Origin of the sequence: Shewanella mangrovi, from assembly GCF_000753795.1 — a bacterium.
GTDB lineage: Bacteria > Pseudomonadota > Gammaproteobacteria > Enterobacterales > Shewanellaceae > Shewanella > Shewanella mangrovi.
In genome coordinates, this window is the sequence record NZ_JPEO01000002.1 from 419336 (window position 1) to 444721 (window position 25386).

At 47.0% G+C, this 25386-nt stretch carries 26 protein-coding genes; 21 read left to right on the forward strand and 5 right to left on the reverse strand.

From position 1 onward, the window contains the following. Window positions 1-2: 2 nt before the first annotated feature. Entirely contained in the window at window positions 3-494 is a 492-nt protein-coding gene (locus tag HR45_RS04425; protein ID WP_037440049.1) for a DUF2938 family protein, read from the forward strand. 50 nt (window positions 495-544) lie between these two features. Here the strand turns inward: HR45_RS04425 and HR45_RS04430 are convergent, their stop codons facing one another. Next, the gene (locus HR45_RS04430) at window positions 545-1894 is read right to left on the reverse strand and encodes a cytochrome C biosynthesis protein (RefSeq protein WP_430742017.1); all 1350 of its coding nucleotides are present in this window, start codon (window positions 1892-1894) and stop codon (window positions 545-547) included. A gap of 719 nt (window positions 1895-2613) precedes the next feature. Between HR45_RS04430 and HR45_RS04440 the strand changes: the two genes are divergently transcribed. The 14 genes from HR45_RS04440 (at window position 2614) to HR45_RS04505 (ending at window position 11883) form a co-directional block, all read left to right on the forward strand. Next, window positions 2614-3546 carry a helix-turn-helix domain-containing protein gene (locus HR45_RS04440; RefSeq protein WP_037440055.1) on the forward strand — a complete coding sequence of 311 codons (933 nt, stop codon included), beginning with the start codon at window positions 2614-2616 and terminating at the stop codon, window positions 3544-3546. Window positions 3547-3693: 147 nt separating this feature from the next. Then, window positions 3694-4680, forward strand: a complete 987-nt coding sequence (locus tag HR45_RS04445) for a quinone oxidoreductase family protein (protein ID WP_037440057.1) — start codon at window positions 3694-3696, stop codon at window positions 4678-4680. Between the two features lie 4 nt (window positions 4681-4684). Further along, window positions 4685-5563, forward strand: a complete 879-nt coding sequence (locus HR45_RS04450) for an arginase family protein (protein ID WP_037440059.1) — start codon at window positions 4685-4687, stop codon at window positions 5561-5563. Between the two features lie 487 nt (window positions 5564-6050). Continuing rightward, a complete protein-coding gene (locus HR45_RS04455; protein ID WP_037440061.1) occupies window positions 6051-6689 on the forward strand; it encodes a chloramphenicol acetyltransferase in 639 nt (212 codons plus the stop codon). A 30-nt stretch (window positions 6690-6719) separates the two neighbouring features. Continuing rightward, window positions 6720-7097, forward strand: coding sequence for a VOC family protein (locus HR45_RS04460; RefSeq protein ID WP_037440063.1), 378 nt, complete (start codon window positions 6720-6722; stop codon window positions 7095-7097). Between the two features lie 220 nt (window positions 7098-7317). Beyond that, the gene (locus HR45_RS04465; RefSeq protein WP_241461062.1) at window positions 7318-7803 is read left to right on the forward strand and encodes a GNAT family N-acetyltransferase; all 486 of its coding nucleotides are present in this window, start codon (window positions 7318-7320) and stop codon (window positions 7801-7803) included. A 38-nt stretch (window positions 7804-7841) separates the two neighbouring features. After that, entirely contained in the window at window positions 7842-8153 is a 312-nt protein-coding gene (locus HR45_RS04470; protein ID WP_052074490.1) for a hypothetical protein, read from the forward strand. 133 nt (window positions 8154-8286) lie between these two features. Continuing rightward, window positions 8287-8664, forward strand: coding sequence for a hypothetical protein (locus HR45_RS04475; RefSeq protein WP_037440066.1), 378 nt, complete (start codon window positions 8287-8289; stop codon window positions 8662-8664). Between the two features lie 101 nt (window positions 8665-8765). Continuing rightward, window positions 8766-9176: a GFA family protein gene (locus tag HR45_RS04480; RefSeq protein WP_037440068.1), complete on the forward strand. Its 411-nt coding sequence runs from the start codon at window positions 8766-8768 to the stop codon at window positions 9174-9176. A gap of 193 nt (window positions 9177-9369) precedes the next feature. Beyond that, window positions 9370-9669, forward strand: a complete 300-nt coding sequence (locus HR45_RS04485; RefSeq protein WP_037440069.1) for a hypothetical protein — start codon at window positions 9370-9372, stop codon at window positions 9667-9669. Window positions 9670-9697: 28 nt separating this feature from the next. Further along, window positions 9698-10018, forward strand: a complete 321-nt coding sequence (locus tag HR45_RS04490) for a hypothetical protein (protein WP_037440072.1) — start codon at window positions 9698-9700, stop codon at window positions 10016-10018. A 22-nt stretch (window positions 10019-10040) separates the two neighbouring features. Then, window positions 10041-10505, forward strand: a complete 465-nt coding sequence (locus HR45_RS04495) for a GNAT family N-acetyltransferase (RefSeq protein WP_187327367.1) — start codon at window positions 10041-10043, stop codon at window positions 10503-10505. 70 nt (window positions 10506-10575) lie between these two features. Next, a complete protein-coding gene (locus HR45_RS04500; RefSeq protein WP_037440074.1) occupies window positions 10576-11307 on the forward strand; it encodes an SDR family oxidoreductase in 732 nt (243 codons plus the stop codon). 195 nt (window positions 11308-11502) lie between these two features. Continuing rightward, window positions 11503-11883, forward strand: a complete 381-nt coding sequence (locus tag HR45_RS04505) for a VOC family protein (protein ID WP_037440076.1) — start codon at window positions 11503-11505, stop codon at window positions 11881-11883. A 75-nt stretch (window positions 11884-11958) separates the two neighbouring features. Here the strand turns inward: HR45_RS04505 and HR45_RS04510 are convergent, their stop codons facing one another. Further along, window positions 11959-12513, reverse strand: coding sequence for an NADPH-dependent FMN reductase (locus tag HR45_RS04510; protein WP_037440078.1), 555 nt, complete (start codon window positions 12511-12513; stop codon window positions 11959-11961). 270 nt (window positions 12514-12783) lie between these two features. Here HR45_RS04510 and HR45_RS18980 point away from each other — a divergent pair, with 270 nt between their 5' ends. The 3 genes from HR45_RS18980 (at window position 12784) to HR45_RS04525 (ending at window position 16522) form a co-directional block, all read left to right on the forward strand. Further along, complete coding sequence (locus HR45_RS18980) at window positions 12784-14007, forward strand: GGDEF domain-containing protein (RefSeq protein ID WP_156104005.1); 1224 nt, start codon at window positions 12784-12786, stop codon at window positions 14005-14007. A 104-nt stretch (window positions 14008-14111) separates the two neighbouring features. Then, the gene (locus HR45_RS04520; protein WP_277619567.1) at window positions 14112-15770 is read left to right on the forward strand and encodes a LytS/YhcK type 5TM receptor domain-containing protein; all 1659 of its coding nucleotides are present in this window, start codon (window positions 14112-14114) and stop codon (window positions 15768-15770) included. Window positions 15771-15772: 2 nt separating this feature from the next. Next, the gene (locus HR45_RS04525) at window positions 15773-16522 is read left to right on the forward strand and encodes a LytR/AlgR family response regulator transcription factor (protein WP_037440080.1); all 750 of its coding nucleotides are present in this window, start codon (window positions 15773-15775) and stop codon (window positions 16520-16522) included. Window positions 16523-16571: 49 nt separating this feature from the next. On the opposite strand, the gene HR45_RS04530 is transcribed toward HR45_RS04525, so the two are convergent. Next, window positions 16572-17813, reverse strand: coding sequence for an MFS transporter (locus HR45_RS04530; RefSeq protein ID WP_081933376.1), 1242 nt, complete (start codon window positions 17811-17813; stop codon window positions 16572-16574). A 421-nt stretch (window positions 17814-18234) separates the two neighbouring features. Here HR45_RS04530 and HR45_RS04535 point away from each other — a divergent pair, with 421 nt between their 5' ends. Beyond that, window positions 18235-19248: a tetratricopeptide repeat protein gene (locus HR45_RS04535; protein WP_037440082.1), complete on the forward strand. Its 1014-nt coding sequence runs from the start codon at window positions 18235-18237 to the stop codon at window positions 19246-19248. A gap of 94 nt (window positions 19249-19342) precedes the next feature. On the opposite strand, the gene HR45_RS04540 is transcribed toward HR45_RS04535, so the two are convergent. Next, window positions 19343-20470: a mechanosensitive ion channel family protein gene (locus tag HR45_RS04540; protein WP_052074494.1), complete on the reverse strand. Its 1128-nt coding sequence runs from the start codon at window positions 20468-20470 to the stop codon at window positions 19343-19345. Window positions 20471-20970: 500 nt separating this feature from the next. Here HR45_RS04540 and HR45_RS04545 point away from each other — a divergent pair, with 500 nt between their 5' ends. Then, entirely contained in the window at window positions 20971-21159 is a 189-nt protein-coding gene (locus HR45_RS04545; protein ID WP_052074497.1) for a DUF4250 domain-containing protein, read from the forward strand. 41 nt (window positions 21160-21200) lie between these two features. On the opposite strand, the gene HR45_RS04550 is transcribed toward HR45_RS04545, so the two are convergent. Next, complete coding sequence (locus tag HR45_RS04550) at window positions 21201-23228, reverse strand: DNA topoisomerase III (RefSeq protein WP_052074499.1); 2028 nt, start codon at window positions 23226-23228, stop codon at window positions 21201-21203. 250 nt (window positions 23229-23478) lie between these two features. Between HR45_RS04550 and HR45_RS18985 the strand changes: the two genes are divergently transcribed. After that, the gene (locus tag HR45_RS18985) at window positions 23479-25377 is read left to right on the forward strand and encodes a cellulase family glycosylhydrolase (RefSeq protein ID WP_052074501.1); all 1899 of its coding nucleotides are present in this window, start codon (window positions 23479-23481) and stop codon (window positions 25375-25377) included. Window positions 25378-25386: the final 9 nt, after the last annotated feature.

Sequence of the window (25386 nt, forward strand, 5' to 3'; positions counted from 1 at the left end):
ACATGGAAAATATCATACTGTTTTGTTTGTTAGTGGGGATTGGTTCAACAGTGATCCTCGATATTTGGGTCACTGTCGTTGAAAAAGTGCTAGGGATCCCACCGACCAATTGGGGCATTGTGGGTCGTTGGCTATTGGGAATTCCGAAGGGCAAATTAGTCGTCGATGCAAGCGATACTTCCGCCCCAACATTTATCGAAAAAGCATTAGGCTGGATTTTCCATTACGCTATCGGTATCGGATATGCGGTGCTGATCATTTTGTTTTTTGGAGCGGGCTTTATTGATAATCCAACCGTTCTACCAATTTTCGTGGTTGGCTTAGTACTGAGTACCTTAGCCGGGCTGGCGATTTTAATGCCGGGATTAGGTGCCGGATTTATGGGGCGCTTGCTGCCGGAATGGACCCCAATGTTTATCTATCTAGTCGTCGCGCATACCGTATTTAGCATTGGGCAATATGGCTTCGCCATGCTGTTTGTCTATCTTAATTAAGAGCTTAATGAGAGTGTGGTAGACATTCATTACCACACTCTCAACACACGTTACTTGGACACAAACTTCCTGATAGTGACAATAATAACGGTGAGCACAATCGACGTCACAATCAGCCCGATGGCTAATGACACACTTTGTAAGGCGGTTGGGTTAAAGGCCAGCATCCCCCCTAATCCCAGCATCATAATCCCAGACATAAGCTTCAGCGCCTGCCCTTCTTTTTCGGTCAATTTACGTTTACCCAGCGTCATACTAAATGCAATCACGATGGCCAATAACGGAATAACATAGACCACGTTATAGAACACCAGATACATGATCCGCTCAAGCGATGGCAGGTTATGCATCGATAAAACGCTGGTGTAGATCATCGGGAAACCAGCGGTACATAACAGCTCATAGGCATTGGCCAATATCGCAAGGATAGTGGTACTTGCAATCATGGTCGCAAGGCTGGACGCACTCGATAGCTTGCCCATCCGCTTAATGAGACTGGTGCGATGCTCCGCCGTCATCGACAAGCTCACATCGCCCTTGGTGAGGAAGTACTCTTTAACGTTTATCACACCCGCGACTAATGCCAAGATACCGGCAACTAAAATGATAGTGCCGCCGTCACTATCCGCACCCAATAATTGGAATATATTCAGCCACGCCGTCATGAATAAGAAATAGATAAACCCGGAAAAGAACACAAAAATCCCCCCGACCAGCAGCATGCGACGTTTACTTTTGGCATTCACCATTATCGAGAGTAAGAAGAGTAATACGAAGAAAGCACAAGGATTAAAAGCATCGACCCCTGCGAGTACCAGCGTCAAAAGCGGTAACGACACTTCATCAGGTGATATAACCCCAACCATCGGCAAGTCAACAGGTTGTACGTCATTGCTGCTCGAATCTGCATTATTGGTGTCAGTGCTACCACAATCACTTTCGCTATCAGCTGAACATGTCGCGAAGATATTGTCGCCATCATCTAACGCTGCTGAAGCTACTGCTGATGAAGTATCAGCATCATTTAACGTACCACCATAGTTTTCGTAGCAGCTTTTGAGTTTATCAGTCAGGTACTTACCTGTTACTTCATCACTGGAATAACCAATAATAGCCTTGCCGCATAAAGCGATAAACGGCACCGCGTTATTGGGGGAGTGCGTCATTTGCGCTAACTGGCGCCATGTATCTTCAGTACCTGGGTCGCCAATCTTGAAAGTATGCAATTCAATCCACGGATACTGTTTTACTAATCCATCTAAAAAAGGATGCGCTTCTTTGCAGTGAGGACATTTTTGCGACCACACAAAATAGACCGGAATTTTAATGCTGCCATCCACATCTACTTTTTTCCACTCGATCGTATTCGCACCAAAAGCGTTAAATACAAAACAGTTCACAAGCACAAAGCCTGTTACCAACCACTTAAGCATCCATGACCTCACAATTGTGTTAACCAAATGAAATTTATATAAAACAGAGGGAGTAACTCCGCCCGACTAGTGCTTTTGCATCAAAATAAAATGCCCATGTAAACACTGCCCAAGGGCTCGTTTACACCATAAGCGATAGACCGGATAAGAGATGACCGAGCCGATAACTGAAAATAGAAACCCAATAAATCCATACATCATCGAGTAGAACCAAAACATTGCGACACCAGAATCGTCATTGCTCCCGACGTGACTGATAACCAGATGAAGACCAATAGCAAATGCAACACCGACACCAAGGGATATCCAAATCGCTACTGTCATGAATGAAAGAAAAGACAACTGTACCTTCGCTATATCACTGTATCTTTCTCGTATATCCATACTGATGCACTTCCAACAGAATCGTTAATAAAATCTGAGTAAAATTTCTCTCTTTTTCGCAATACATTCTATTTATTATTAGAATGTATAAAGGGGGATTCTGGGTGAGATAAGTCCAATTTTCCGTGAGATTCGTCGAGAAGTTTCATATTAACCAATGCTAATATCGGAGTGACTGGAGAGGAGAACGAGCAACTTGAGCACTAAGATAGATCTTGGTGTTTACGCAACAACGTCAACCTTCATACTGAACAACACACCTTACTGGTATTGTGTTCATCAACACTTATTAGGGAGCGTAAATGAGTAGAAGCTACTCAACCCAAGATGTGCGAGCACAAGAAAGTTTCGACTATTGGCAAGACTTAGTCGAAAACACCTACGTGTCATCAACCAACAATAAGAACCTTACCGAGGGCAAGTTCTCAGGGGAGTTAAAGGTCAAAAGCTTGGGTGCTAGAGCTTTGATTACTCGTATAAAATCCACGCCGATGGAATACCGTGAAACTCTTGAAGGTAAAAGAACAGACGATTATTTCATATGCTTATCACTGTGCCCTAAAGCACACCTTTCACAAAATGACCAAACTTCGACGCAGCTAGCGGGGGACATAGTACTCTATGATAATCGCTTGCCTTTTTGCTACTCATTTCCTGAGGGCGATAACCAGATTGTGATTTCGTTACCACACGCTGTATTAACTGAACAGTTACCAGACGTAGAGTTATATCTGAATAAAACCCTGAGCAGTTGTTCGCCGTTAGGGAGATTTGTTGGCACCATGATTCAGCAAGCGTGGGAAAATGACGAGCTAGAAGAGATATTTGGTGACCAAATATTGAATGCGATCTTGGCACTATTGAAAGCGGCCTACCACGCTGCTACACCATCGACGTTAGGGGAAGTGCAACAATATCGTCGTGACACCCTTACACTCGCAAAGCAGTACATCCAAAACCACTTAGGTGAGACTTCATTATCTGTTGAGACAATTTCTCTTCAGTTACATATGTCCGCTAGAACGCTGAGTCGTTTGTTTTCTCGTGATAATACCTCTGTGATGCGTTGGGTATGGCAGCAAAGACTACAGGCATGCCATCGCGTTCTATTGAGTCAGCAAGATACGCCGATTAGTGATATCGCTTACCAGTTTGGATTTTCGAATCTTTCACACTTCAACAAGCTATTTAAGGACAAATACGGCATAACGCCAACAGAATTACGCCAACAATAGCGTGTTACAGTCAATCTGTCCTTTTTAGCAAAGAATTTGACCACCACAGAATAACGGTGCAAGCAACGCTCACTGCATTATGTATTGCATGACATTGCCATAATTGGCAATACGTTAGCTCTAAATCAACAGCGGTGGATAGATACAATGCAAGCACTAGTCGTAACACAATTTGGCGAAACGCCTGCCATGCAGATTGAAACTCGTGTAATCCCGCAAGCTAAACCGGGGTACTCCTTGCTCAAAATGCATGCAGCCACGGTAAACCCATTATCCAATCAAATTCGTTTAGGTGCTGTTCCTACTGCCCAAGCCCCTCTCGTACTCAGTAATGATGGCTCAGGTACAGTTGTCAGCAGCGAAAAATTTACAGATGGTCAGCAGGTCGCGGTCTATGGTGGCGGCTCATTAGGCATCACTGAAGATGGCTTGCAGCAAGAATATGCCTTGGTTGCAAACAAATGGATTGTACCGTTGCCAGAGGGAGTCAGCCTAGATGATGCCGCAGCACTCCCCATTAACTATGTTTCGGCTTATCAAGCCATCCATCGCGTTGGACAGTTACAACCGGGTCAAGTTGCTCTCGTATCTGGGGCAACAGGCTCTCTAGGGCATGCGCTTATTCAACTTATCAATGTGATGGGCGCCGTGCCAATTGCTATTGTTTCGACTTCAGCCAAAGTTGCAAATGCTGCTCGCTCGGGAGCTCATGCCGTTATTGATTTGTCGGCCCATAACCTAATTGAACAGGCACATGAATTGACTAATGGTAAAGGTGCCGACTTTGCGTTTGATACGGTAGCTGGGGAACTACTTGGCCCCATGCTGAAGTCGCTAAAAACGAGAGGTACATTGGTAGCGATAGGTTTTGCAGGAGGTGTAACCCCTGCCATCGACATCGTTGATGTTGTTGTTCACGAGAAAAAACTACTAGGATTTGATGCGCACCTCGAAACTGATGCAGATGTCGCTACCACATTTGATGAACTTAATCGTTTATTAGTCCTTAACAAAATTAAGCCGCGTATAGACAGCAAATTTCCATTGGCAGAATACCATCAAGCATACAGCCATCTGATGTCACGTAAGGCTCAAGGCACCATTCTTCTCACATTCAATAGTTCGCAGGAGTAGCAATATGAGCAGTTCAAATACCTTAAGACTCGTTTTCCCTCAATGGCAGGGAGGTAACAATGCTCCCTATTATTTTGGTGCGCAACTCCTAAACTGGCTAGCGCCAGCTCCTCAAGGCGTTGTTGAACACGTTGACGTCGAACAGCCTACCGAACAGCCATTGAAAAATGAAAATGGACTAATGGGACGTCAAGCGTTGCTCAATCAACTCAAGGATGCTCGTGCGAAAATTGATAAGCATGCACCTGACAGTATTGTAATTCTTGGTGGTGATTGCCTTGTTGATTTGGCACCGTTTGCGTACCTCAATGAAAAATACGATGGTGAACTTGCCGTACTCTGGGTTGATGCACATCCAGACATTCTGACTCCAGAGCAATTTGAGCATGCTCATGCGCAAGTCTTGGGTAACTTATTAGGTCACGGTGACAGTGATTTTACCGCACATGTTAAGCAACCGCTCAAGCCTGAGAACGTATGCTATTTAGGTGTCAATGATGCGACAGAGTGGGAACAACAACGGATGCAGACGCTTGGTCTGAAAAACATTAGTCCAACACAGCTTGCTGAAGAAGGTAGTGAGCCTCTATTAGCTTGGTTTAAAGCCACAGGTGCTAAACATTTGGCCATTCACTTGGATCTAGATGTATTAGACCCAAATCTATTTCGTGGGTTGCTATTTGCCAATACTGATTACGCTGAAGGTGCTTTAGACGGCATAGCACAAGGTAAGTTGAGCATACGTCAGGTTGTTGATGCATTGGCTGATGTTAGCAAAGTGAGCCAAGTCGTTGGTCTAGGTATTACAGAGCATTTACCATGGGATGCATTAGCCCTGAAACAGATGATGGAGCAGTTGCCATTAATTGGTGTGACCCATTAATCATAATTGACAGTTATTCATCTGGTAACCGGTGGGTTGGCAGGATCTTCATTGAATGTCCTGCCAATCAATTTGCTTAGATATAAGCGTTAAGATCAAAGCCTAATCCAGCAGCCCATGTCCTTACAATATGCCTTTAAGAAGTGTGTAACTGAATGGTCTTTCACTGTGGGTGATCTGATCCAGTTATAGTGGACACTTTGTATCATTACTAAAAGTTGGTCAATGTCTTAGAGATCAAGAGCGTGGCAGGACATGGTGCCAACTCTGAATGGGGCAAAACGATGTCATACACACCCAGGCCATAAATCCCTGCCCTATCAGTTTTTCTCTAGCAAACCTATAACGGTGCACATTCTCTGTTAGAGAGTAGATGCTCACATAAATGGCAATAAGCCACATATCACAGTGATTTTTGCTGAAATATCAGTAACACTTGTCCCGTTAGCACTCATTGTTTTGCATTAAATTCACACTAGGAAAAAAGATGGACGTTGTTGATATAGACACATGGAAACGCAAAGAGCACTTTATGTTCTTTAAAGATATGGACTCGCCATTTTTTAATCTTTGTTTTGATCTCGACATTACCCCGCTGTATCAACACATCAAACAGCATAAGTTGCCGTTTTATCACGCCTTAATTTATTACGTGATGGATTGCGTCAATCGCGTTGAAGCGTTCAAATATCGCTACGACAGTGAAAATGTGGTCAAGCATGATGTCCTCCATCCCTCTTTCACCGTGTTGAATAGTGAAGATGAGCTATTCAAAATCATCACTGTCCTTAACACTAACAACTTCCAGCAATTTCTATGTGACTGTCGCGAGCGAACCACCTCACAAAACTCGATGATTGACACTGAACTGCAAAAGCGCAGTGACCTTATCTATATCACCTCGATTCCTTGGATCAGTTTTACCAGTATTTCGCATCCCATTAAGCTAGAGAAGTTTGATGCCGTACCTAGGATCGCCTGGGGAAAATACAAAAAAGAGCAGAACAAGGTGCTGCTACCCTTTTCGGTTCAAGCCCATCACGCGTTTATTGATGGCATTCACATTAGCAAGCTAAAAGATGTCATAGAGCAAAACATGGATAATCTCGATCACATTTTTGGCTAAACGACCGAGCTAAGCAGAGGAGTCTTCACTGTGATTTCACACCTAGATCATTTGGTACTCACCGTGGCCAATATCGACACAACCATTAATTTCTATACCGACGTGTTGGGGATGAAACTGGAGCGCTTTGGTGACGCAAGGGTGGCACTTAAGTTTGGCTCGCAAAAGATAAACCTGCACCAGCGCGGCAAGGAGTTTGAGCCCAAAGCCCACGTCGCCACTCCAGGTTCAGCTGATTTATGCTTTATCAGCAGCGTACCGATTGCTGATGCGTTAAAACAGGTCACAGACAAAGGCGTTAGCATTATCGAAGGCATTGTGCCGCGCACCGGCGCTAATGGGCCAATTCAGTCGTTTTATTTTAGAGATCCTGACAACAATCTTATTGAGCTTTCAAGTTACTCGTAATGCATTTGGCAACGTCAACGCCAGATAAAAGCGCAGCCCCGGCTGCAATGAGCATCCTACTCAAGCTCAGCTGACCACTAACCGCTACGGGCGTATGGCTTGAACTTAGGCTGAGCTTTGGTACATTAGCCAACATTAATTTTGCTGCAATTTACGGCGATAACAAATCTTTTAACAGTCTTATATCTCGCCGATTGTATGCTCGTCTAACACAGGAGTTATTGTGTCTACCTTGACTATTCGCCCAGCCACGATCGCCGATGCCGCCACCATTCACCACTTTATTGTCGAACTGGCAACCTACGAAAAAGCCGCACATGAAGTGTTGGCTTCAGTGTCCGATATCGAATCTTCACTGTTTGGCGAGCACTCTAGCACGCAGGCAGTGATTGCCAGTCTCAATGATGAGCCAGTTGGTTTTGCCGTGTTCTTTTACAATTACTCCACTTGGTTAGGCAAACACGGCCTCTACTTGGAAGACTTATATGTGTCTCCCGAGTATCGTGGTATTGGTGCAGGCAAAACCTTAATTCGCCATCTTGCAAAACTGGCAGTCGAAAAAGGCTGTGGCCGCTTTGAGTGGAATGTGCTGGACTGGAATGAACCCGCGATCAAATTTTATCAGTCTATCGGCGCCAAAGCGTTAGATGAATGGGTGGGTTACCGTCTGACAGGTGACGCATTAAAAGAGTTTGCCATGGGATAATGCCCACGTTACTTAGCTAACAGCAAGGAACCGAAACGATGACAGCAAAGCAATTATGGTACCGCCGGATAGTGCTGATATTACTACTGCTACTAACGCTTGTTGTTTTGGGTTTCTTGGCCAATGAGGCACATAACGAGGTCTATTACCTTTGCGGTAACTTTACCCCGGGTGTGCCTTATGCAAGCGTGATCGAACAGTTGGACACCAGCAATCTATCTGACTATACCATTGAACAACTCGACCATGGGAAACGCATTACGCATAGCAGTGCGCTCAATTTGCACCTGTTCCAATGTAAGATTGAGATTGCAGATAACGGTTTAGTCACATCAGCAACCTACCAATAGTTATTTCGGCTCGAATGACGGATACGCTGGGCATGTAGACAGAACTGAGTATGGTTCGAGAGTAAAACCCGATTAACAGCTGACTGAAAACCACTAACGGTTACCAACACCAGACTTTAAAAGGAGTTAAAGTATGTTTTGGCAAATGTGTTTTTGGCTACTCGCCGCCCTTATCATCCTGCCGCTGCCATTTAAGCTATATGAGTACGCCACAGGCAAAGATGACAGTCCCCGTATTGTCAAAATTGAGGAGATGACCAACGCCCTATTTTTAGGCATTGGCCTCATCGCTTTTTACGGTTTTATCCACCAGCAGTTATTTCTGAGTAAAACCTTCTGGCAAGCTTGGCTTGTTATCGCGGTCGTTTGGTCTATTCTGTCGCTGTTTTGGTCGCCCAAGCTAAACTACGCGACTCAGGTGCTAGGTAAAAAAGGGATGTATATTGGTGCGATCATCGGCGTCATCATCACCTTACCGCTTTTAATCGCGGTCTATCTGTATGCGTTTTAATTCAGACGTTCTGGTGTTGCGCACGCTTTTTCAAACGTCATAATGCGATCGTTTACGCGCTAAGTTAGGACGACTTAGCCATTGATGCGAAGGAAACAACGATGGAACAACCACATCAAGGTTCATGTTTGTGTGGCAGCGTCAGCTACGAACTCAACGGCGAATTTAAGGCGTTCTATTTATGCCACTGTCGCCGCTGCCAAAAAGATACCGGGTCAGCTCATGCTGCCAACCTGTTCGCTCAAAACGCCAGTCTTAATTGGACCCAAGGCGCCCAGTTTGTACAAACCTTTCAGTTGCCCAATAGCCTACATGTGAAAAGTTTTTGCCGACAATGTGGCGCAGCACTGCCAACAGCGACTGGCGATATTGTGGTAGTGCCAGCCAGTAGCCTTGATAGTCCCCTCCCCATGATGCCGACCGCCAAAATTTTCGTTGGCGACGGCGCGGAATGGGCAAAGAACCTGGCGCAGCTACCATGCTTTGACACATTGCCAACGGCGGTAAGTTAGCCTCGCGGATAACACTATATTGAGGGTAAAACGTAATTTTGGCAGCCATATGTAAAGTGGAACAACTCGCTGTTTTAGTTGTGTATAATTACGTTACAGCAAGGAAAATGCTTTCTGTTACCGCGCTTCAGCACACGAGCTCCAGCGCATCAATTTGAGTACGCTACAGTTAGATTTGCGAAAGGGAAATACTATGTCCGAGAATATTCTTCAGTCTTCAAAAGCGACGCTGCAACGAGGTGCTATCCATGCCGATGGTCAACTCACTGTCACTGCGACAGACGTGACGTTTGTGCCTTTTAATCAGCAGTTCGGCCTTGGTCCGTACTCTTTTTCCCGTGGCTCAATTGCAAATGCGTGTGCATCAACTGCCAAAGCCGGTGGCCTGTTACCAATCTCGACTGATGCCATCAAAATCAGCCTCGACGATGGAGAAGTCTACGAGTTTATTCTGGCCAATACGGCGCAGTGGCTGCAGACACTAAATAGTTAATCATCACAACGCACTACGGGAGCTGTTCATGTCAAAGCTCACTCAAGAACTACTGTCGACTGAAATGGCCCCGTGGCGGAAGAAGGCTCTATTTGCACTGATATTACTGCTGAGTGTGCTGCCCTTCGTTATTCTCTACAACACAGTCAAACCCGAGGCTGATTTTGGTTGGTGGCAATTACGCAATTTTATCGGCCTCGCTCTGTTTCAAGCACTCGCTCAAATCGCGCTTGGCTGGTACCTCTTGCGTAATAAAATACCGAACTACGTAATGTTGGCCGTGATATTAATGGCGATGTCATTTCAAATATGTTTTGGCATCAGCGTAGTGCTGCTTGCTAATGCATAAAACGGCATTCACGGTAACGAAAATGATCAAGATACAAAGGTACAGCGCTCACCAAGCCGATGAAATAGCAAGGTTGTTTCACTTGGCTGTGCATGCAATTGATTCATCAATCTACAACCAAGCACAAAAGAACGCATGGGCGCCAACACCGATTGACTATCAACGTTGGCGCGCCAGACTTGCGCAAAAACAGCCACTTGTGGCCATGATTGAAGACCGCATCACGGGATTTATTGAATTGGATGGCGATGGCCATATTGATTGCACTTATACCCATCCCGACTTTCAAAGGCGTGGTGTGGCTGCGGCATTATTTGAGCAGCTCTTGCAGGAAGCCAAACAACGCCAACTCAAGCGTCTCTATGTGGAAGCCTCATTGCTAGCAAAGCCCTTTTTCGAACAGCGTGGGTTTAGCCTGATTAAGCAAAATCAGGTACAACGAAATGGCGTTAGTCTGGTGAATTTCTCTATGGAAAAACAGCTCTAATAGCGTATAGCTTAGCGGTGATTGCTAACCCTCATTTTTATGTTAAACCCCATTTTTACAGGATCTCACTTTGGATAAGGTTGTCATTATCACCGGTGCCAGTCGTGGCATTGGCGCGGCAAGCGCAAAACTACTAGCCCAACAAGACTACAAAGTCTGTATCAACTACTTAAAAAATGACGAGATAGCGCATTGTTTGTGTGACGAAATCAATCAAACTGGCGGCCGAGCTATGGTTTTCAAAGCCGATGTATCGCAAGAAGCTGAAGTCAAAGCGATGTTCAGCGCCGTTAAGGCTGAATTTGGCTCCATCACTCACTTAGTCAACAATGTCGGCGTGTTGTTTACCAAGACGAGTTGCACAGAGATCAGCGCAGAACGCTTTATGCGGGTGATGCAGGCAAATGTGCTGAGCGCTTTTCTTTGCAGCAAAGCCTTTATTGAACAACATCAGGGTTACGGCGCCATCGTCAATGTGTCGTCTGCGGCCGCTAGAACTGGAGCGCCTTTTGAATATGTCGACTATGCGGCATCCAAAGGCGCCATGGATTCGTTAACAAAAGGCTTATCGCTGGAACTTGCGCCGCACAATATTCGCGTCAATGCAGTACGACCTGGTTTTATCGAAACCGATATTCATGCAGATGGTGGTGAGCCCGGCCGGGTCCAACGTCTGAGTTCGCAGATCCCATTACAACGAGGCGGGACAGCCGAAGAAGTGGCACAATCCATTAGCTGGTTGCTGTCGGATGCCGCATCATATGTTACTGGCAGTTTTATTGATGTGGCAGGCGGCAAATAGTGCTTCATTTCAACGCCAAGCATTAGCCATTGCGCCAATCATCAACCTTATTCCGATAGCGTACTTGTTCAATATTTAGTCGCTAATATAGTGATTTTTCCGTATAACAATAGCGTTGCAGCTGAGCAATTGCGGCATCGAACACATTCAGGACAGCGGCGTTTAATCCGCTGACACATTGGCAGGAGCGAAACGATGGAACGAGTCACTGGCATTGGCGGCGTGTTTATCAAGGCGAATAACCCTGAGCTGCTTAGAAAATGGTATCAACAGCATCTCGGTATCAACGTAGAGACATGGGGCGGAACGTCATTTCGCTGGGTTGATAGTAGTGGACAACCCATGGCGGGCAGTACTGTTTGGATGGTGGGTGATGGCGAGTATTTTAAACCCAGTACTGCGCCCTTTATGATTAATTATCGGGTAGCCGATCTTGACGCCCTGCTCGCGGCGCTAAAAGCCGAAGGCTGCAATGTGATGGATCAAACGGAAACGTCAGAATTTGGCAAATTTGGCTGGGTTATCGACCCGGAGGGCAATAAAGTCGAACTGTGGCAACCTCCTGCTGGTCAATAAAATAATCCCCATCGCTTAACATGCAAAAAGGAACGCGCTACGTTCCTTTTTCATTATGCATATCAGCTACCCAGGTTAAGGCTTGCTGGCGAACACTGTAAACGACAATAACTGCTTAGCAAGAAACTCGCGGGTATCGTCATCAACGAGCTTACCCTCTTGCACTTTGTTATGAACCTGACCAATCATGGCTTCCGGCTTATTCAGCACCCGCGCATCGAAAAACACTAAAATCTGCCGCAAGTGATATTGCATACGAGCGCCACCGACGTTGCCGGGAGAGGCACTGGCAATCATCACAGGTTTGCCCGCAATCGGCTGAGGACTGCAACGTGATATCCAATCCAAGGCGTTTTTCAATACGCCCGGCACTGAGTAGTTATATTCGGGAGACACAATAATAAGGCCGTCTGACTTTGCAATGGCGTCCGCCATTTCTGTCACCACTACGGGCATGCCCTGCTCTTGCACATCGGCATTATAGAGAGGAAAGTCACCTATAGAGCCAAGTGCAATGATGTTGGCATTGGCGGGTGCCAACTCAGGTAAGGTCTTGGCGATGGCGGCATTATAAGAGGCTTGTCGCAAACTGCCGGTCAGCACCACAAAATTCAATTTCTGTTCGCTCATGATTATTCCCTATCACTGATTACCTATTGGCTAACATCCAACATGTCGCCTGTGCATGCAAGTTAAATTCCCCTTCACTAAGATGGCTTGCTCGGCCTTAACCACGCAAAACGCCGACATTATTGGCCATTTGGTTAACAAAAATACAATTTCGTGATTGCTGGCGCGTAGATTTAAGTTGTGAGCGCTTATGGCCGCCTGAACAAATACGATACACTGACATTTCAATTTGTTAGCACATTGGAGCTGACGTATTACTTGGTTACCGGCATGACCCGACAACGAATTATTCCTCACCTATTGCCATCACTTGTTTTGCTTACGTTAGCAACAGTCGCCACACTGTTTAACCAGCAACTTCAGCCGCAATGGATAACCCCACTGATCTGGTCGCCCTATATTTTGGTCATTATTGGGGCGGCGCTGGCGCTGCAATTTGCTAAGCGGCAACTGCTCATCAGTGTGTCACTGACGTTGGTGAATTACTGGCTTATTCGCCATTTTCTGCAAGCCCCGATTGATGAGCCACAAGTGCGCTATGTGTATACGCTGTTGGTGATAGGACTGCCAGTATTGATGCTGCTTAACCAAAGCGTTACTGAGCGCGGACTCACCCACCCCAATAGCGTGGTGATTGCTGGGCTGGCATCTATGACAATCGGTATTGCCTCTGCCAGCTACATTCTTAACGGTGCCGCTTTGCTGCAATGGCTCGACCAATACTTTCTGCCTCGCAGCTACGATGGGCTGCTGATCAGCAGCAATGGGTTACTGCTGTCAGTACTGCTACTTACGCTTAGTCTCGCGCTGCTGCTCTGGCATAAAACAACGATTCACGCGGGTTTGTTTTGCGTCATGTTAGCCAATTTGATCCCGCTTTATTGCTTAGATATCGCCTACATCTCCAGTATTTTCTGCACGACGGCAGTGCTTATCGCCTTAGCAACAGGCATCAAAACCTCCCATGATTTAGCCTATCGCGATCCACTTACTGGCCTTAATGGCCGCCGCAAACTGTTTGAACGTTTGGCCAGTCTGTCGCGTCGTTATTCCTTAGCGATGTTGGATATCGACCATTTTAAGAAGTTTAACGATACCTACGGCCACGATGTTGGTGATGATGTACTGGCGATGGTCGCCAGTAAGATCGCTGAAGTACGTGGTGGTGGCGAAGTTTTTCGTTATGGCGGTGAAGAGTTCACCCTGATTTTCAGTTCTAGGAATAAAGAGGACGCCAAAGCTTATCTGGACGAAGTACGAGAATTGATTGCCAATACGCCATTTGTTGTGCGCGACCGTAGCAAGCGTAAAACAGCGTCAGCAGAACAACGTAACAAAGGCAGCCAACGGCATAAGAAAGTACAAATCACCGTAAGTATTGGCGTATCAGAATACAGTGCCGAACAAACTAAGCCGGAACAGATTATTAAGGCTGCGGACAAGGCGCTCTATCGCGCCAAAGAACAGGGCAGAAACTGCGTTATCGTTGGCTAACTTGATGTTAAGCTACTGTCTCTGTAACGATTTCTCACGTTAGCTGTGCTCCACAGCGTAATAGCTAGCGGCTTTAGGTTTCGCCTGCGGCGATGGAGGTGGTTGTGTATTCCGAGCAATTAATGATGCTGCTCGCCGTGCTTGAACGCGCAGCATTAATGCTAATGGCGCTGTTCTTTCTTACCCGCACCAGTCATTTTCAACGCATTTTTCAAAATCAGAACCGCCATCCACTTGAGCTCGCCTTCATTTCGCTACTGTTCGTATTGTTTGCCGTATTCAGTACCTATACCGGCATCAAGGTGGAAGGTTCGCTGGTCAACGTGCGCATTATTGCCATCGTGTCTGGCGGCTTACTGTTTGGGCCAGCAGTCGGCATTCCTGCCGGCATTATCTCTGGCGTGCATCGTTATCTGATTGATATTGATGGCCCCACCTCTATCCCCTGTTTAATTTCCAGCATCACCGCCGGATTGCTGTCGACATGGCTTTTTTATCGTTGTCGTCGTGAACGGCTTTGGAGCTGGGGTATTGCCTGCGGTATGTTGTGCGAAATCCTCACCATGTCGTTGATTGTATTGCTCGCCAATAATCGCCAGCTAGGGTGGGATATTGTGTCCGCAATCGCCTTTCCGATGATTATCGGCACTATCAGCATCGGTTTGATCATCTTGTTGGTGCAGACACTGGATAACGAAAATGAGCGCATCGCGGGTCAGCAAGCCAAGCTCGCGCTCGATATTGCCAATAAGACCCTGCCCTATTTTCGCGAGAATAACCGGAGTTCACTGCGCAGTATATGTCAGATTATTCGTGAACATATCCATGCTGATGCGGTGGCCTTCACCGATACCCAAAACGTGCTGGCGTATGTCGGCCACGCCGAGGAGGACTATTGGCAGCATTATCGCGGTATGAGCAACGTTACACGGCAAGTGGTGGAAACTGGCGATATCATTATCAATAACGGCATTGATTACGCTGACTTCCACTCGCTGCTGATTATTCCACTGCGGGAAAACGATAAGGTCACAGGCACACTCAAAATCTATTACATTCACCAAAACCGCATTACCGACTCCCTGAAAGAGATGGCGATTGGCTTATCACACGTGATTTCTACGCAAATCGAAGTGTCGCGTATGGATAACTTGCGACAGATGGCGGCCAAAGCTGAGTTTTCCGCGCTGCAAAACAAGATTAATCCGCACTTTTTGTTTAATAGCCTCAACGCCATTTCCTCGTTAATTCGTTTACGCCCGGATGAAGCGCGGCAACTTATTTCCAACTTAGCCGACTTTTTGCGGTTTAACTTAAAACGCAACGAAGAGCTGATTGATATTCAAGAAGAATTAACGCAAGTGAGTGACTATGTTGCCATTGAAAAGGCGCGTTTTGGGCGCAAATTAACGGTGAGCTTTGATGTCGATGATGTGCATCCCAAAATCCCCGCGTTGCTATTACAGCCACTGGTAGAAAACGCCATTTTGCATGGCATTCAACCTCTCAAAGGCGCTGGCGAAGTGCATATTGCCATTAAACAGCAAGCTAGCGGTGATATTCAGGTGAGCGTGCTAGATACTGGCAAAGGTATTGATGAAGAAGTGATTGACGGACTTTATAACGACCAAGTGCCGAGTGATCATATCGGCCTAATGAACGTTCACGAGCGCGTTAAGCTAATGTATGGTCATGGCCTCATCGTCACACGTCTTAAGCCCGGCACCTCCGTCTCGTTTGTCATTCCGCAGGATAAGGTATAAGCATGAAAGCGATTATTGTTGAAGATGAACCGCTGGCGCTGGAAGAACTGCAGTACATCATTCAAAAGCATAGCCATATCGATGTGGTGGAGACCTTTGAAGATGGGCTCGACGCCTTTAAATATCTGCAAACCCAGCAGGTCGATGTGGTGTTTCTCGATATCAATGTGCCGTCAATTGACGGCATGTTACTGGCGCGCAATATCCATCAATTTGCCGTAAAGCCGTTTATTGTGTTTACCACAGCACATAAAGATTTTGCCGCAGAGGCGTTTGAAATAGAGGCGTTTGATTACATTCTCAAACCCTTCAATGAACGTCGTATTGAAGGGGTACTCAACAAGCTAGAAAGTACATCAAATACAGGCGCTACTGCGCCTGCTGCGGTAGCAACTGCAACGGCCAGCACTGTGTCTGTCGCGAATACCAAAGTGAACCTTAACAAAGGCGATCGCATCTTTGTAACCGATACAGACGCCATCTACTACATCGAAGCCGATGAGAAGCTCACTCATGTGTTCACCAAAGATGAAGAGTTTGTGCTGACTATGACCATCAGCGAATTTATCGACAAACTCCCCGCGGAGCAGTTCTTTCGTAGCCACCGTTCCTACTGCATAAACCTCAGCAAGGTGCAGGAGATTATCCCGTGGTACAACAGCACCTACATGGTGAAACTGTTTGATATTGAGCCGCAGATCCCGGTCAGTCGTAGCCGTATTAAGGCGTTTCGCGAATTAATGCATCTGTAAAAAAGCCCCGCAGTGGGGTGCGGGGCAAAGGTTGCGGCTTACAAAAAACTTATGCAGCTTGAGTGTGCAGTTGCGGAGTTTTCACGGTGAGCGACATCAGCAAGGACAACACCAACAGCCCTAAAATCACATAGAAGGTCGCGGCAAAGCCACCAAATGCGGCGGCAATCAATGATCCGAGTAAACTGCCAATACCGAAACCGAGATAGATAGCACCATAGTTTTTGGTGAGATTATTAAGTCCGAAGAAATCACTCACCAACGATGGATAGACGGTGATGGTGCCGCCAAAGCTAAAGGCGATACAGCCCAAGGCGATATAGAAATTGGTCATCGTCATCTCAGTAAACAGCAGCAATCCGATACCGGCGATACTGGCTAACAAGGCGATGGAAACAACGCGGATGCGCGCGATTTTATCAGACAGCACGCCTAGCATTAAACGCCCGCCGAGATTCGCCATTGCAATCACCGCCACGGCATTGGCCGCAATGGCAAATGACAGATTGGCATATTGTTCACCGATGTCTTTTGCGACACCAATGACGTACAAACCGCTCATACATACGGTCAGGAAAATGACAGCTAACATCCAAAATTGGGGGCGGCTCATCGCCTGACGTAAGCTGAAATCATTATCACTATTTGTTTGCGTTGAGTTACTGCTTTGCATCGGAGCATCGGTCATCAGCAAGCCGCCGACGATGACTAATGCAGCAGCTATGACACCCCAAAACACGAAGGTTTGGCTTAAGCCAGAGTGCTCAAGCAGCGCTAAGTTAATGTATTTAAAGCCAAGACTGCCTAAACCGTAAGCGCCAATCGCTAACGCTGAAATGGTGCCTTTACGCTCAGGAAACCAACGCACACAGTTAGACATCGTCATCAGATAGCCGGTACCATCAGCAAACCCCAGCAGGAATCCTGCACAGAGGTATAACATCGCGGTATTACTGGTATGCGATGTCAGTAGCAACGCTGCCCCCATCATCACCCCAGCGGCAATGGTCACCCGCGTAACGCCAAAGCGCTCCTGCAGCTTGCCTGAGATAGAAGACGCCACCGCCAACGATAAACTCAAAATACCGAAAGAGAACGCCACGTTGTCGACCGGAATATTCAGCTTGTCTGCTAAACCGGCATTGAACAGGCTCCAGGTATATACAGAGCCCAAGGCAAACTGCGCAATAATGGTCCCCACCAGCGTAAGAATTCTAATACGGTTAACCGAGCTGACTCGCGCAGTTTGGCGGCCATATTGTTCAAGTGAAATAGTTTGATTAACGCTCATGATTTACACCCCCAGACGATAATTCATCAGCCACATTTCTGTGTTCACGAGTCCAATAAACGCCCTTTCAACTTGTCATACAATAGCTGGGCAGGAAGATAAAATGAGTTGCATTGAGAGCGGTATGAAATGCATTTGCCGAGCATGAACAGCACCAGCAAATTTTGCATTGTTGCCGAACGAGAACGCGATCACAGCGGCCTTTGCGCGCAAACGACGAGCGAAAATTACTGCGCTAGGTTGCGCTGCATGGTCGACAAATCAGTGGCAACAACCATGGCGTACTGAGCAAAAGGGATGTTTAAAAATCAAGCAGCTGATGAATGAGTATGGCGCTTTCCCTGTCAATTCCTCACGCAGTAGGTTAACGTGCGGCGACGCTTATTTAGCAGGATAGCAACGACGTTAGGAAGGGAAGCCGATGCAATATAAGCCTTACGCCATTTTATTGTGCAGTATCGCCATCAACAGCAGCTGTTGGGCAACGAACACTAGTCATGACTTAAATGGGCCTTCACATTCCGCCACTCAGCAAGTGCCGGCCACGACTTTGCGCAGTATTCAGCACGATATTCGCAACTGGAAGCTCCAACCTGCGGGCGAAAAGCTGCAACAAGCACTAACCCAATACCCACAGTCAGCCCAACTGGCATTGCTGCAGGGCAAATTCTGTTACCTGAGTGAACCGCGCCAGTTCGCTGCGGCTATTAACGCGCTTAATCGTGCCGAAGAATTGGGACTTAAGGATCCAGAACTCTATTTTTATCGAGCGTCTGCAAAGTCGCAGCCCACAGAGCCATATCTTATGCGAAAACAGCCAGACTACCGCGGGGCAGTGGCGGATTTTCGACGCGCAGCGCAGTTAAACAGTGAACGTGATTTACGCTTTAACATCGTGCAAGCCCTGTTTGAAGCGGGCGAGTATGCGCAAGCACTCGACGCGGCAAATGCGTTTCTCAAGCATAAGCCTAGCATTGCGTTAATCGCGGATATGCGGATGCTGAAAGGCAACATCCTCGCCGAACTAGAACGCCACGAAGAGGCGCTGGTGAGCTATAAAAAAGCCAAACGCCAATATGGCTATCTCGATAAGCTGTATTACTTTCAAGCGGTCAGCCTTTTGGCGCTGAATAAGCTACAACAGGCACTCGAGATAGTGGACACAGGTATCGAAAAAGGACGTCACCATCTGCGAGAGCTGCACTATATCCGTGGCGTTATTCTCTACCAGCAAGCTAAATACCACGCGGCATTTGACGAGTTTTCTCAAGCATGGCAATACCAAACGAAATGGGCGTTGCCGCTGCTGGGTTGTTACAACAGCTTGATTCAGGCTGAGCAAAAGCTCGACCCAACCAGATTCCTCGACCAGGCATTAGCGCTGGATCCCATGGTAGTGATCCACTTCCATCAACAGGATTTACTCAAGCTCTAACGCGCGCATGAGAAAATATTAACCCCCAGTGATGTCGCTGGGCGTTAATGTCAGGTGATGACGTACAACGCTCACCTAGCCGTTAGCTGTTCCTTCAAGAAGCTTGCGGTTGAATCCCTTCCGACAGTTGATCAAACGATACCGGCACTGGCGCCTCTACATACAAAGAGCGCGTTGGGTAGGCAAACACTATGTCATGTTCGGCAAACTGTCGTACCAAGGCTAAATTTATGCTCTGTTGCGTGTCCATGTAGATATTGTAATCTGCGCTTTTGACGTAGTAGACCACTTCAAAATCCAATGACGAATCGCCGAATTTAAAGAAATGGGCCCGATCAAACGTCGTACCTTCAAGACCTTCAATAATGCGACGCACTATTTTCGGGATCATCTCAAGCTGATTGGCTGTGGTTTGATACAGCACGCCAAAACTAAAGACCACTCGCCGTTGTTGCATACGCTTATAATTGCGTACTCTGGCAGACAATAAGTCACTGTTGGAAAACACTATCTGTTCACCACCTAAGCTACTGATACGGGTGGTTTTTAATCCAATATTGGCGACCACGCCCATATAGTCACCGACGACGATGAAATCACCGATTTCAAATGGCTTATCAATAATGATCGACAGGCTAGCGAACAGATCTCCCAGAATATTCTGGATAGCGAGTGCAACCGCCACACCACCGACACCTAACCCCGCAACCAATGCCGTCACGTCGATGCCGATATTGTCCAAGGTGAGTAACAAAATGATGGTCCAAATCACCAACCGACTCAGAAACGACACCGCAGCGAGACTCGTTGCGGCAGCGGCATTGGTTTCTAATGCATGCTCGCGAGAATGCTGCACCAGCGTCGAGGCAGCGGCGGATAGCCAAATACCCACCTGTAGAAAAAATGCGATGGTGGCGATTACATTCAGCCCTTTTGATGCCGCAGCTGGCAGATCGAGCCAACCAGAAGCAAATAGCAATAAGGGGAAAAATAGAATGATGATGTAGGTTTTATGTAGCGCGGCATCAAGCGCGTTGACGAAGGTTAGCTTCACTCGCTTCGCCAGCGCATCCAGCCGATTGACGACGATCCATTTCGCCAACATGGTCACCACAATGCTGACTAACAACACGCCAATCGCCACTAACCATTCACTTAAATCATTGCCAAGAATTGGAAATCCTAGCTGGTTGGCAAACTTATCGATGAATTCAGTATCCATAAACCAGAGCTCCTTTCCAAACGCGATAACAGCGTTTTATGCTGGCATAGATCCACCCGAAAAATCAAAAATGCGCAATATCTAAACAATTAAGCATAAGCAACTAACACTCTCTGCAGGAAAAAATCTTTTTTATTTTGGTAAGTTAGCGGCGTGAGTTTAATGGTCATTCGCCATTGAGGCTTATCAGCAGACGGTGTAGACAACTCACCATCGCCAACTCAGTTGGCTACAAATAGCAGGGCAGCAATAGGCGCTTTCAGTCATGCAATATCGTGAAGAACAAAATAATGAGGTTAATCTGATCGTTAAACTTCACTTCAGATTTAATTAATTAGCAACTGAGATACTTTGTCTCGGTTAGTTACCAGCCTCTGTTTTATTTTCTTTTTCACAGTCGCTTCGTTTGAGCCTGCTTGCAGGCTCTTTTTTTTTACGCAGACGCTGATGTTCTGCCGCGCTCGACTATGCTTAAAGGATACTCTGCCAAGGAGGTGATCATGGATAAGCTATCGCAGTTACCACCTGAAATATTGCTCGGTATCGTCAATGAAAAACTGCGGTTATTTTGTGGCGACAGAAACGAACTCTACTACGAACTGGATATCACACCGCAACTGTTAGAGCGTAAATTAGCCCAGTTTGGTTATCAGTATGATATGTTAACCAACCAATACCGACGCCACTAATCGTATCATCGACCACTCTGACGTCCTTTCTAGCTGTGGCATTACACCGCTGCGGTATTATTTTTGCCTTTGCGACGATAACCTTTCCCCGTTGTAGTTTTATCTTTGCTCGCTTTTATCGCTGGCGATCTGCTGGAACTGGCCTTTCTCGTTGTCGAGCGGCGTTTTTTAAACGCAGGCTTAGTCGTCTTTACTCCTGCCAGTGCGGTAGGCAGTTGCTGACAAGCCTCTGTCAGCAGCTGTTCTAGGTTTTGCAGTAGCGGTGCCATAAAATTCTGGTAGTTGATTTCGCGCTGGCAAATAGCGTCGAGACGATTCTCCCACTGGGCCGTCATATCCGGCAATGTCGCAGACAAAGGTAAACTGTTGATCAGTCCTTTACCGGCATCGGTCGCTAAAATCGTTTTACCTTGTCGCTGCAAAAAGCCACGTTTGAACAGTAATTCTATAATCCCGGCTCTCGTCGCTTCGGTCCCCAAACCATCGGTTTCTTTCAAAATCTTGCGTATTTCACTGTCTGTTACATAGCGACTGATGCCCGTCATCGCCGCCAACAGGGTTGCATCGGTAAAATGCTTGGGCGCTTGCGTTATCTTTTCGATGACCTCGCCACGAGTACAGTGCAGTATCTGTCCGGGTGTTAGCTTCGGCAGTTGACCATTGTCTTCATCGTCGCCTTCCTGTTCCTCACGGCTGCTGGAACGAAACAGCTGTTTCCAACCTGCTTGCTGTTCTCGTTTGCTGCTGGCTGTAAAACTGCCGCCCGCAATCTCAATCAACACTTGCGTATCCCAATACAGATATACCGGATAAAACTGTGCTAAATACTGCCGTGCTACCTGTAAATAAACCTGGCGTTCACGGCTGGACAGCGTGTTCAAATTAGCCACTTTCTCGGTCGGAATGATGGCATGATGCGCATCCACTTTCGCATCATCCCACGCTTTGGATTTCAACTTAGGATTTGGCGCATCGGCCCCATCTAATAACTCGGCGGCGCCTTGGCTGATTGCAGCAATGACCTTGGAAGCATCACTATGTTGGGCTTTAGGTAAATAGCGACTGTCAGAACGAGGATAAGTCAACAGCTTGTGCCGCTCATACAGTGACTGCGCCGTATCGAGCACGTCTTTGGCACTCATGCCAAAGCGCTTATTACAATCGATTTGCAGTGATGACAGGTTATAAGGCAATGGCGCGGCCTGCCGTTTTTGCTTCTCATCGACGCTGATGACCTTGGCAGGCTGATTGGTAATACGTCCAGCAACGTTCTCTGCCAGCCCTTTAGCTAACACCCGTCCATCTGCATCTTGCCATTTTTGGCATGCTTCGCTTGGCTGCCATTTGGCACAGAACGGTGAACTTGCTGACGCCTTATCTTCGACTAAGTGTGCAAATACCTCGTAAAACGGCTTTGGCTGAAATGCAGCAATCTCCTCATCACGGCGTACCACCAATCCTAAGACTGGCGTTTGCACGCGACCAACGGAAAGTACGCCTTGGTAACCTACTTTTCGACCCTGTAAGGTAAAAGCCCGGGTCATATTCATGCCATAGAGCCAGTCGGCACGGCTGCGCGCTAAAGCGGATGTGGACAGAGGTATAAAGTCGCGGTTACTGCGTAGTTGGGTTAAGGCTTTGCTGACTGCACTTGGATTTAAGTCATTGATAAGTAAACGTTGCGCATTGGCAATTTTACCTTGGCTAACCTTAAGGTAGGACAAAACTTCATCTACCAACAATTGCCCTTCCCGGTCAGGATCGCCAGCGTGCACCAATTGTTGCGCTTGTCCGACTAATTTTCGCAGCACCGACAATTGACTACGGGTATTGCTTTTGGGCTTGAGTTGCCACTGCTCAGGCACAATTGGCAAATGTTCCAGCTTCCATGATTTATATTGCGCGTCATAGGCGTCGGGCTCGGCCTGCTCCAACAAGTGGCCAACACACCAAGAGACACAATCACCGTTCGCCGCCTCAAGATAACCATCATGTTTTTTTAATGGCTTTGACAGCACATCAGCGATAGCTCGCCCGAGACTTGGCTTTTCTGCAATATAAAGAATCATATGAAGAGATACTGTATGAAATTACAGTAACGTTAGCGAAACATCATAAAAAATTCAAATTCTCTGTTGGCATAATCGCGCCATAATTGCGCTACACGCGCAAAAATCAATCCAGCGAATTGTAAATTTACAACGACATTTAGGCTTGTACTGCAATTGTTAAGAAATTTGTCGCTATACTGCATTTAGTCAGAATTTTCGCATCTGCTTATAGAGCCGGTTAAAAGGGACTTTAAGGAAGGTAAATCTTATGCCACTCAAACTAAAAAAATCGTTAGTTTCTGCAGCGTTATTCTCTATTGCCTGCACCTCAACAGCCTATGCCAATGTGCCAGCACTAACCGTTGAAAATGGCCAAATTCTCAGTGGCGGTGAGCTAAGAAGCTTTGCTGGTAACAGCTTCTTTTGGAGCAATACCGGCTGGGGACAGGAGAAGATGTACAATGCAGATGTTGTTGCTTGGCTAAAAAATGACTGGAAAACATCAATTGTTCGGGTTGCCTTAGGTGCAGATGAGGGCGGTTCATATCTTGATGATCCCGCCGGCAATCTGGCGCGAATCAAGACCGTAGTAGACGCAGCCATTGCCAACGATATGTACGTCATCATCGACTTTCATTCACACCACGCTGAAGACAAAAAAGCAGCTGCTATTCAGTTTTTTACGCAGATGGCGCAGCTCTATGGAACGCATAACAACGTCATTTACGAAATCTACAACGAACCGCTGCAAATCAGTTGGTCAAATGTGATTAAACCTTATGCTATCGATGTGATTAACGCTATCCGAGCCATCGACCCAGATAATTTAATTGTGGTGGGTACCCCTACGTGGTCACAAGATGTAGACGTGGCGTCGCAAGATCCTATCGTCGGTACTAACATTGCCTATGCCCTGCACTTTTACGCTGGTACTCACGGTCAGTCACTGCGTAATAAAGCGCTGACCGCAATGAATAATGGTATTGCCCTTATGGTCACTGAGTGGGGCGCAGTCAACGCCGACGGCAACGGTGCCGTCGCCCAAGCCAGCATCAACGATTGGCTCAACTTTCTTGCAACCAATAACCTTACCCATCTCAATTGGGCGGTGAGTGATAAAAATGAAGGCGCGTCCATTATTAAACCGGGGGTTAATCCACATGGAAACTGGAGCGCGAGTGACCTGACAGCTTCTGGAACGGTAGTAAAAGATATCATCGCCAACTGGGGCACCAGTGTGGATAGTTCAGACGACGGTGACGACTCATCATCTGGCGGTTCAGAGCCAAATCCGCCTGGCGACAATAGCGGTAACGATGCGGCTGCAGCGGCAAATTGTGAGCATGTCATTACCAATAGTTGGAGCGGCGGTTTTCAAGGCGCCATTCGTATTACTAACAACAGCGATAACCAACTTAATGGCTGGCAAGTGCATTGGACCTATAGTGATGGCACTGTGATTACCCAAAGCTGGGGCGCGAACCTCAGCGGCGCTTATACCGCTAGCGATGTCGACTGGAATGCCACTATCGCGCCACACAGCACGGTTGAGATGGGATTCATTGCTAATGGTGCAGGAAACGCCTCAACCGTTAGCGGTGATGTATGTCAGCTGACGTCAGATAGCAATGATAACGGCTCAGATGAGGGTGCTGGCGATACCGATTCTGGCACAGGCACAGATGATGGCGATGCAAAGGACCCAGGTTCAGGTGACGACACTGGTAGTGGCGGTGACACTGGTGACAATGGAGGAACAGGTTCTGATACCGGCTCTGGCGGCGCTGAAGACGGCAGCACTGGTGGAGATGATAGCAACACAGGAGGCGGAACGCCTGATGATGGTTCAGACAATCCAGACCCCGAAACACCTGCAGCTATCGCCATGTGTGAATATCAAGTGACCAATCGTTGGCAAGGCGGGTTTCAGGCAGCGATAAAAATCACCAATGTTTCCGACTCAATGATAAATGGCTGGCGCGTTAATTGGAGCTACAGCGATGGCTCTCAAGTCGGCAATTTATGGAATGCTGCACTCAGCGATAACTACGCTGCCAGCAATTTGAGCTGGAACGCAAATATCGCACCGAATCAAACGGTAGAGTTTGGCTTCACTGGTACCGGTAGCGGTGATAGTCAGAATCTTAGCGGTGATATTTGTCAGTAACGCGGGTTA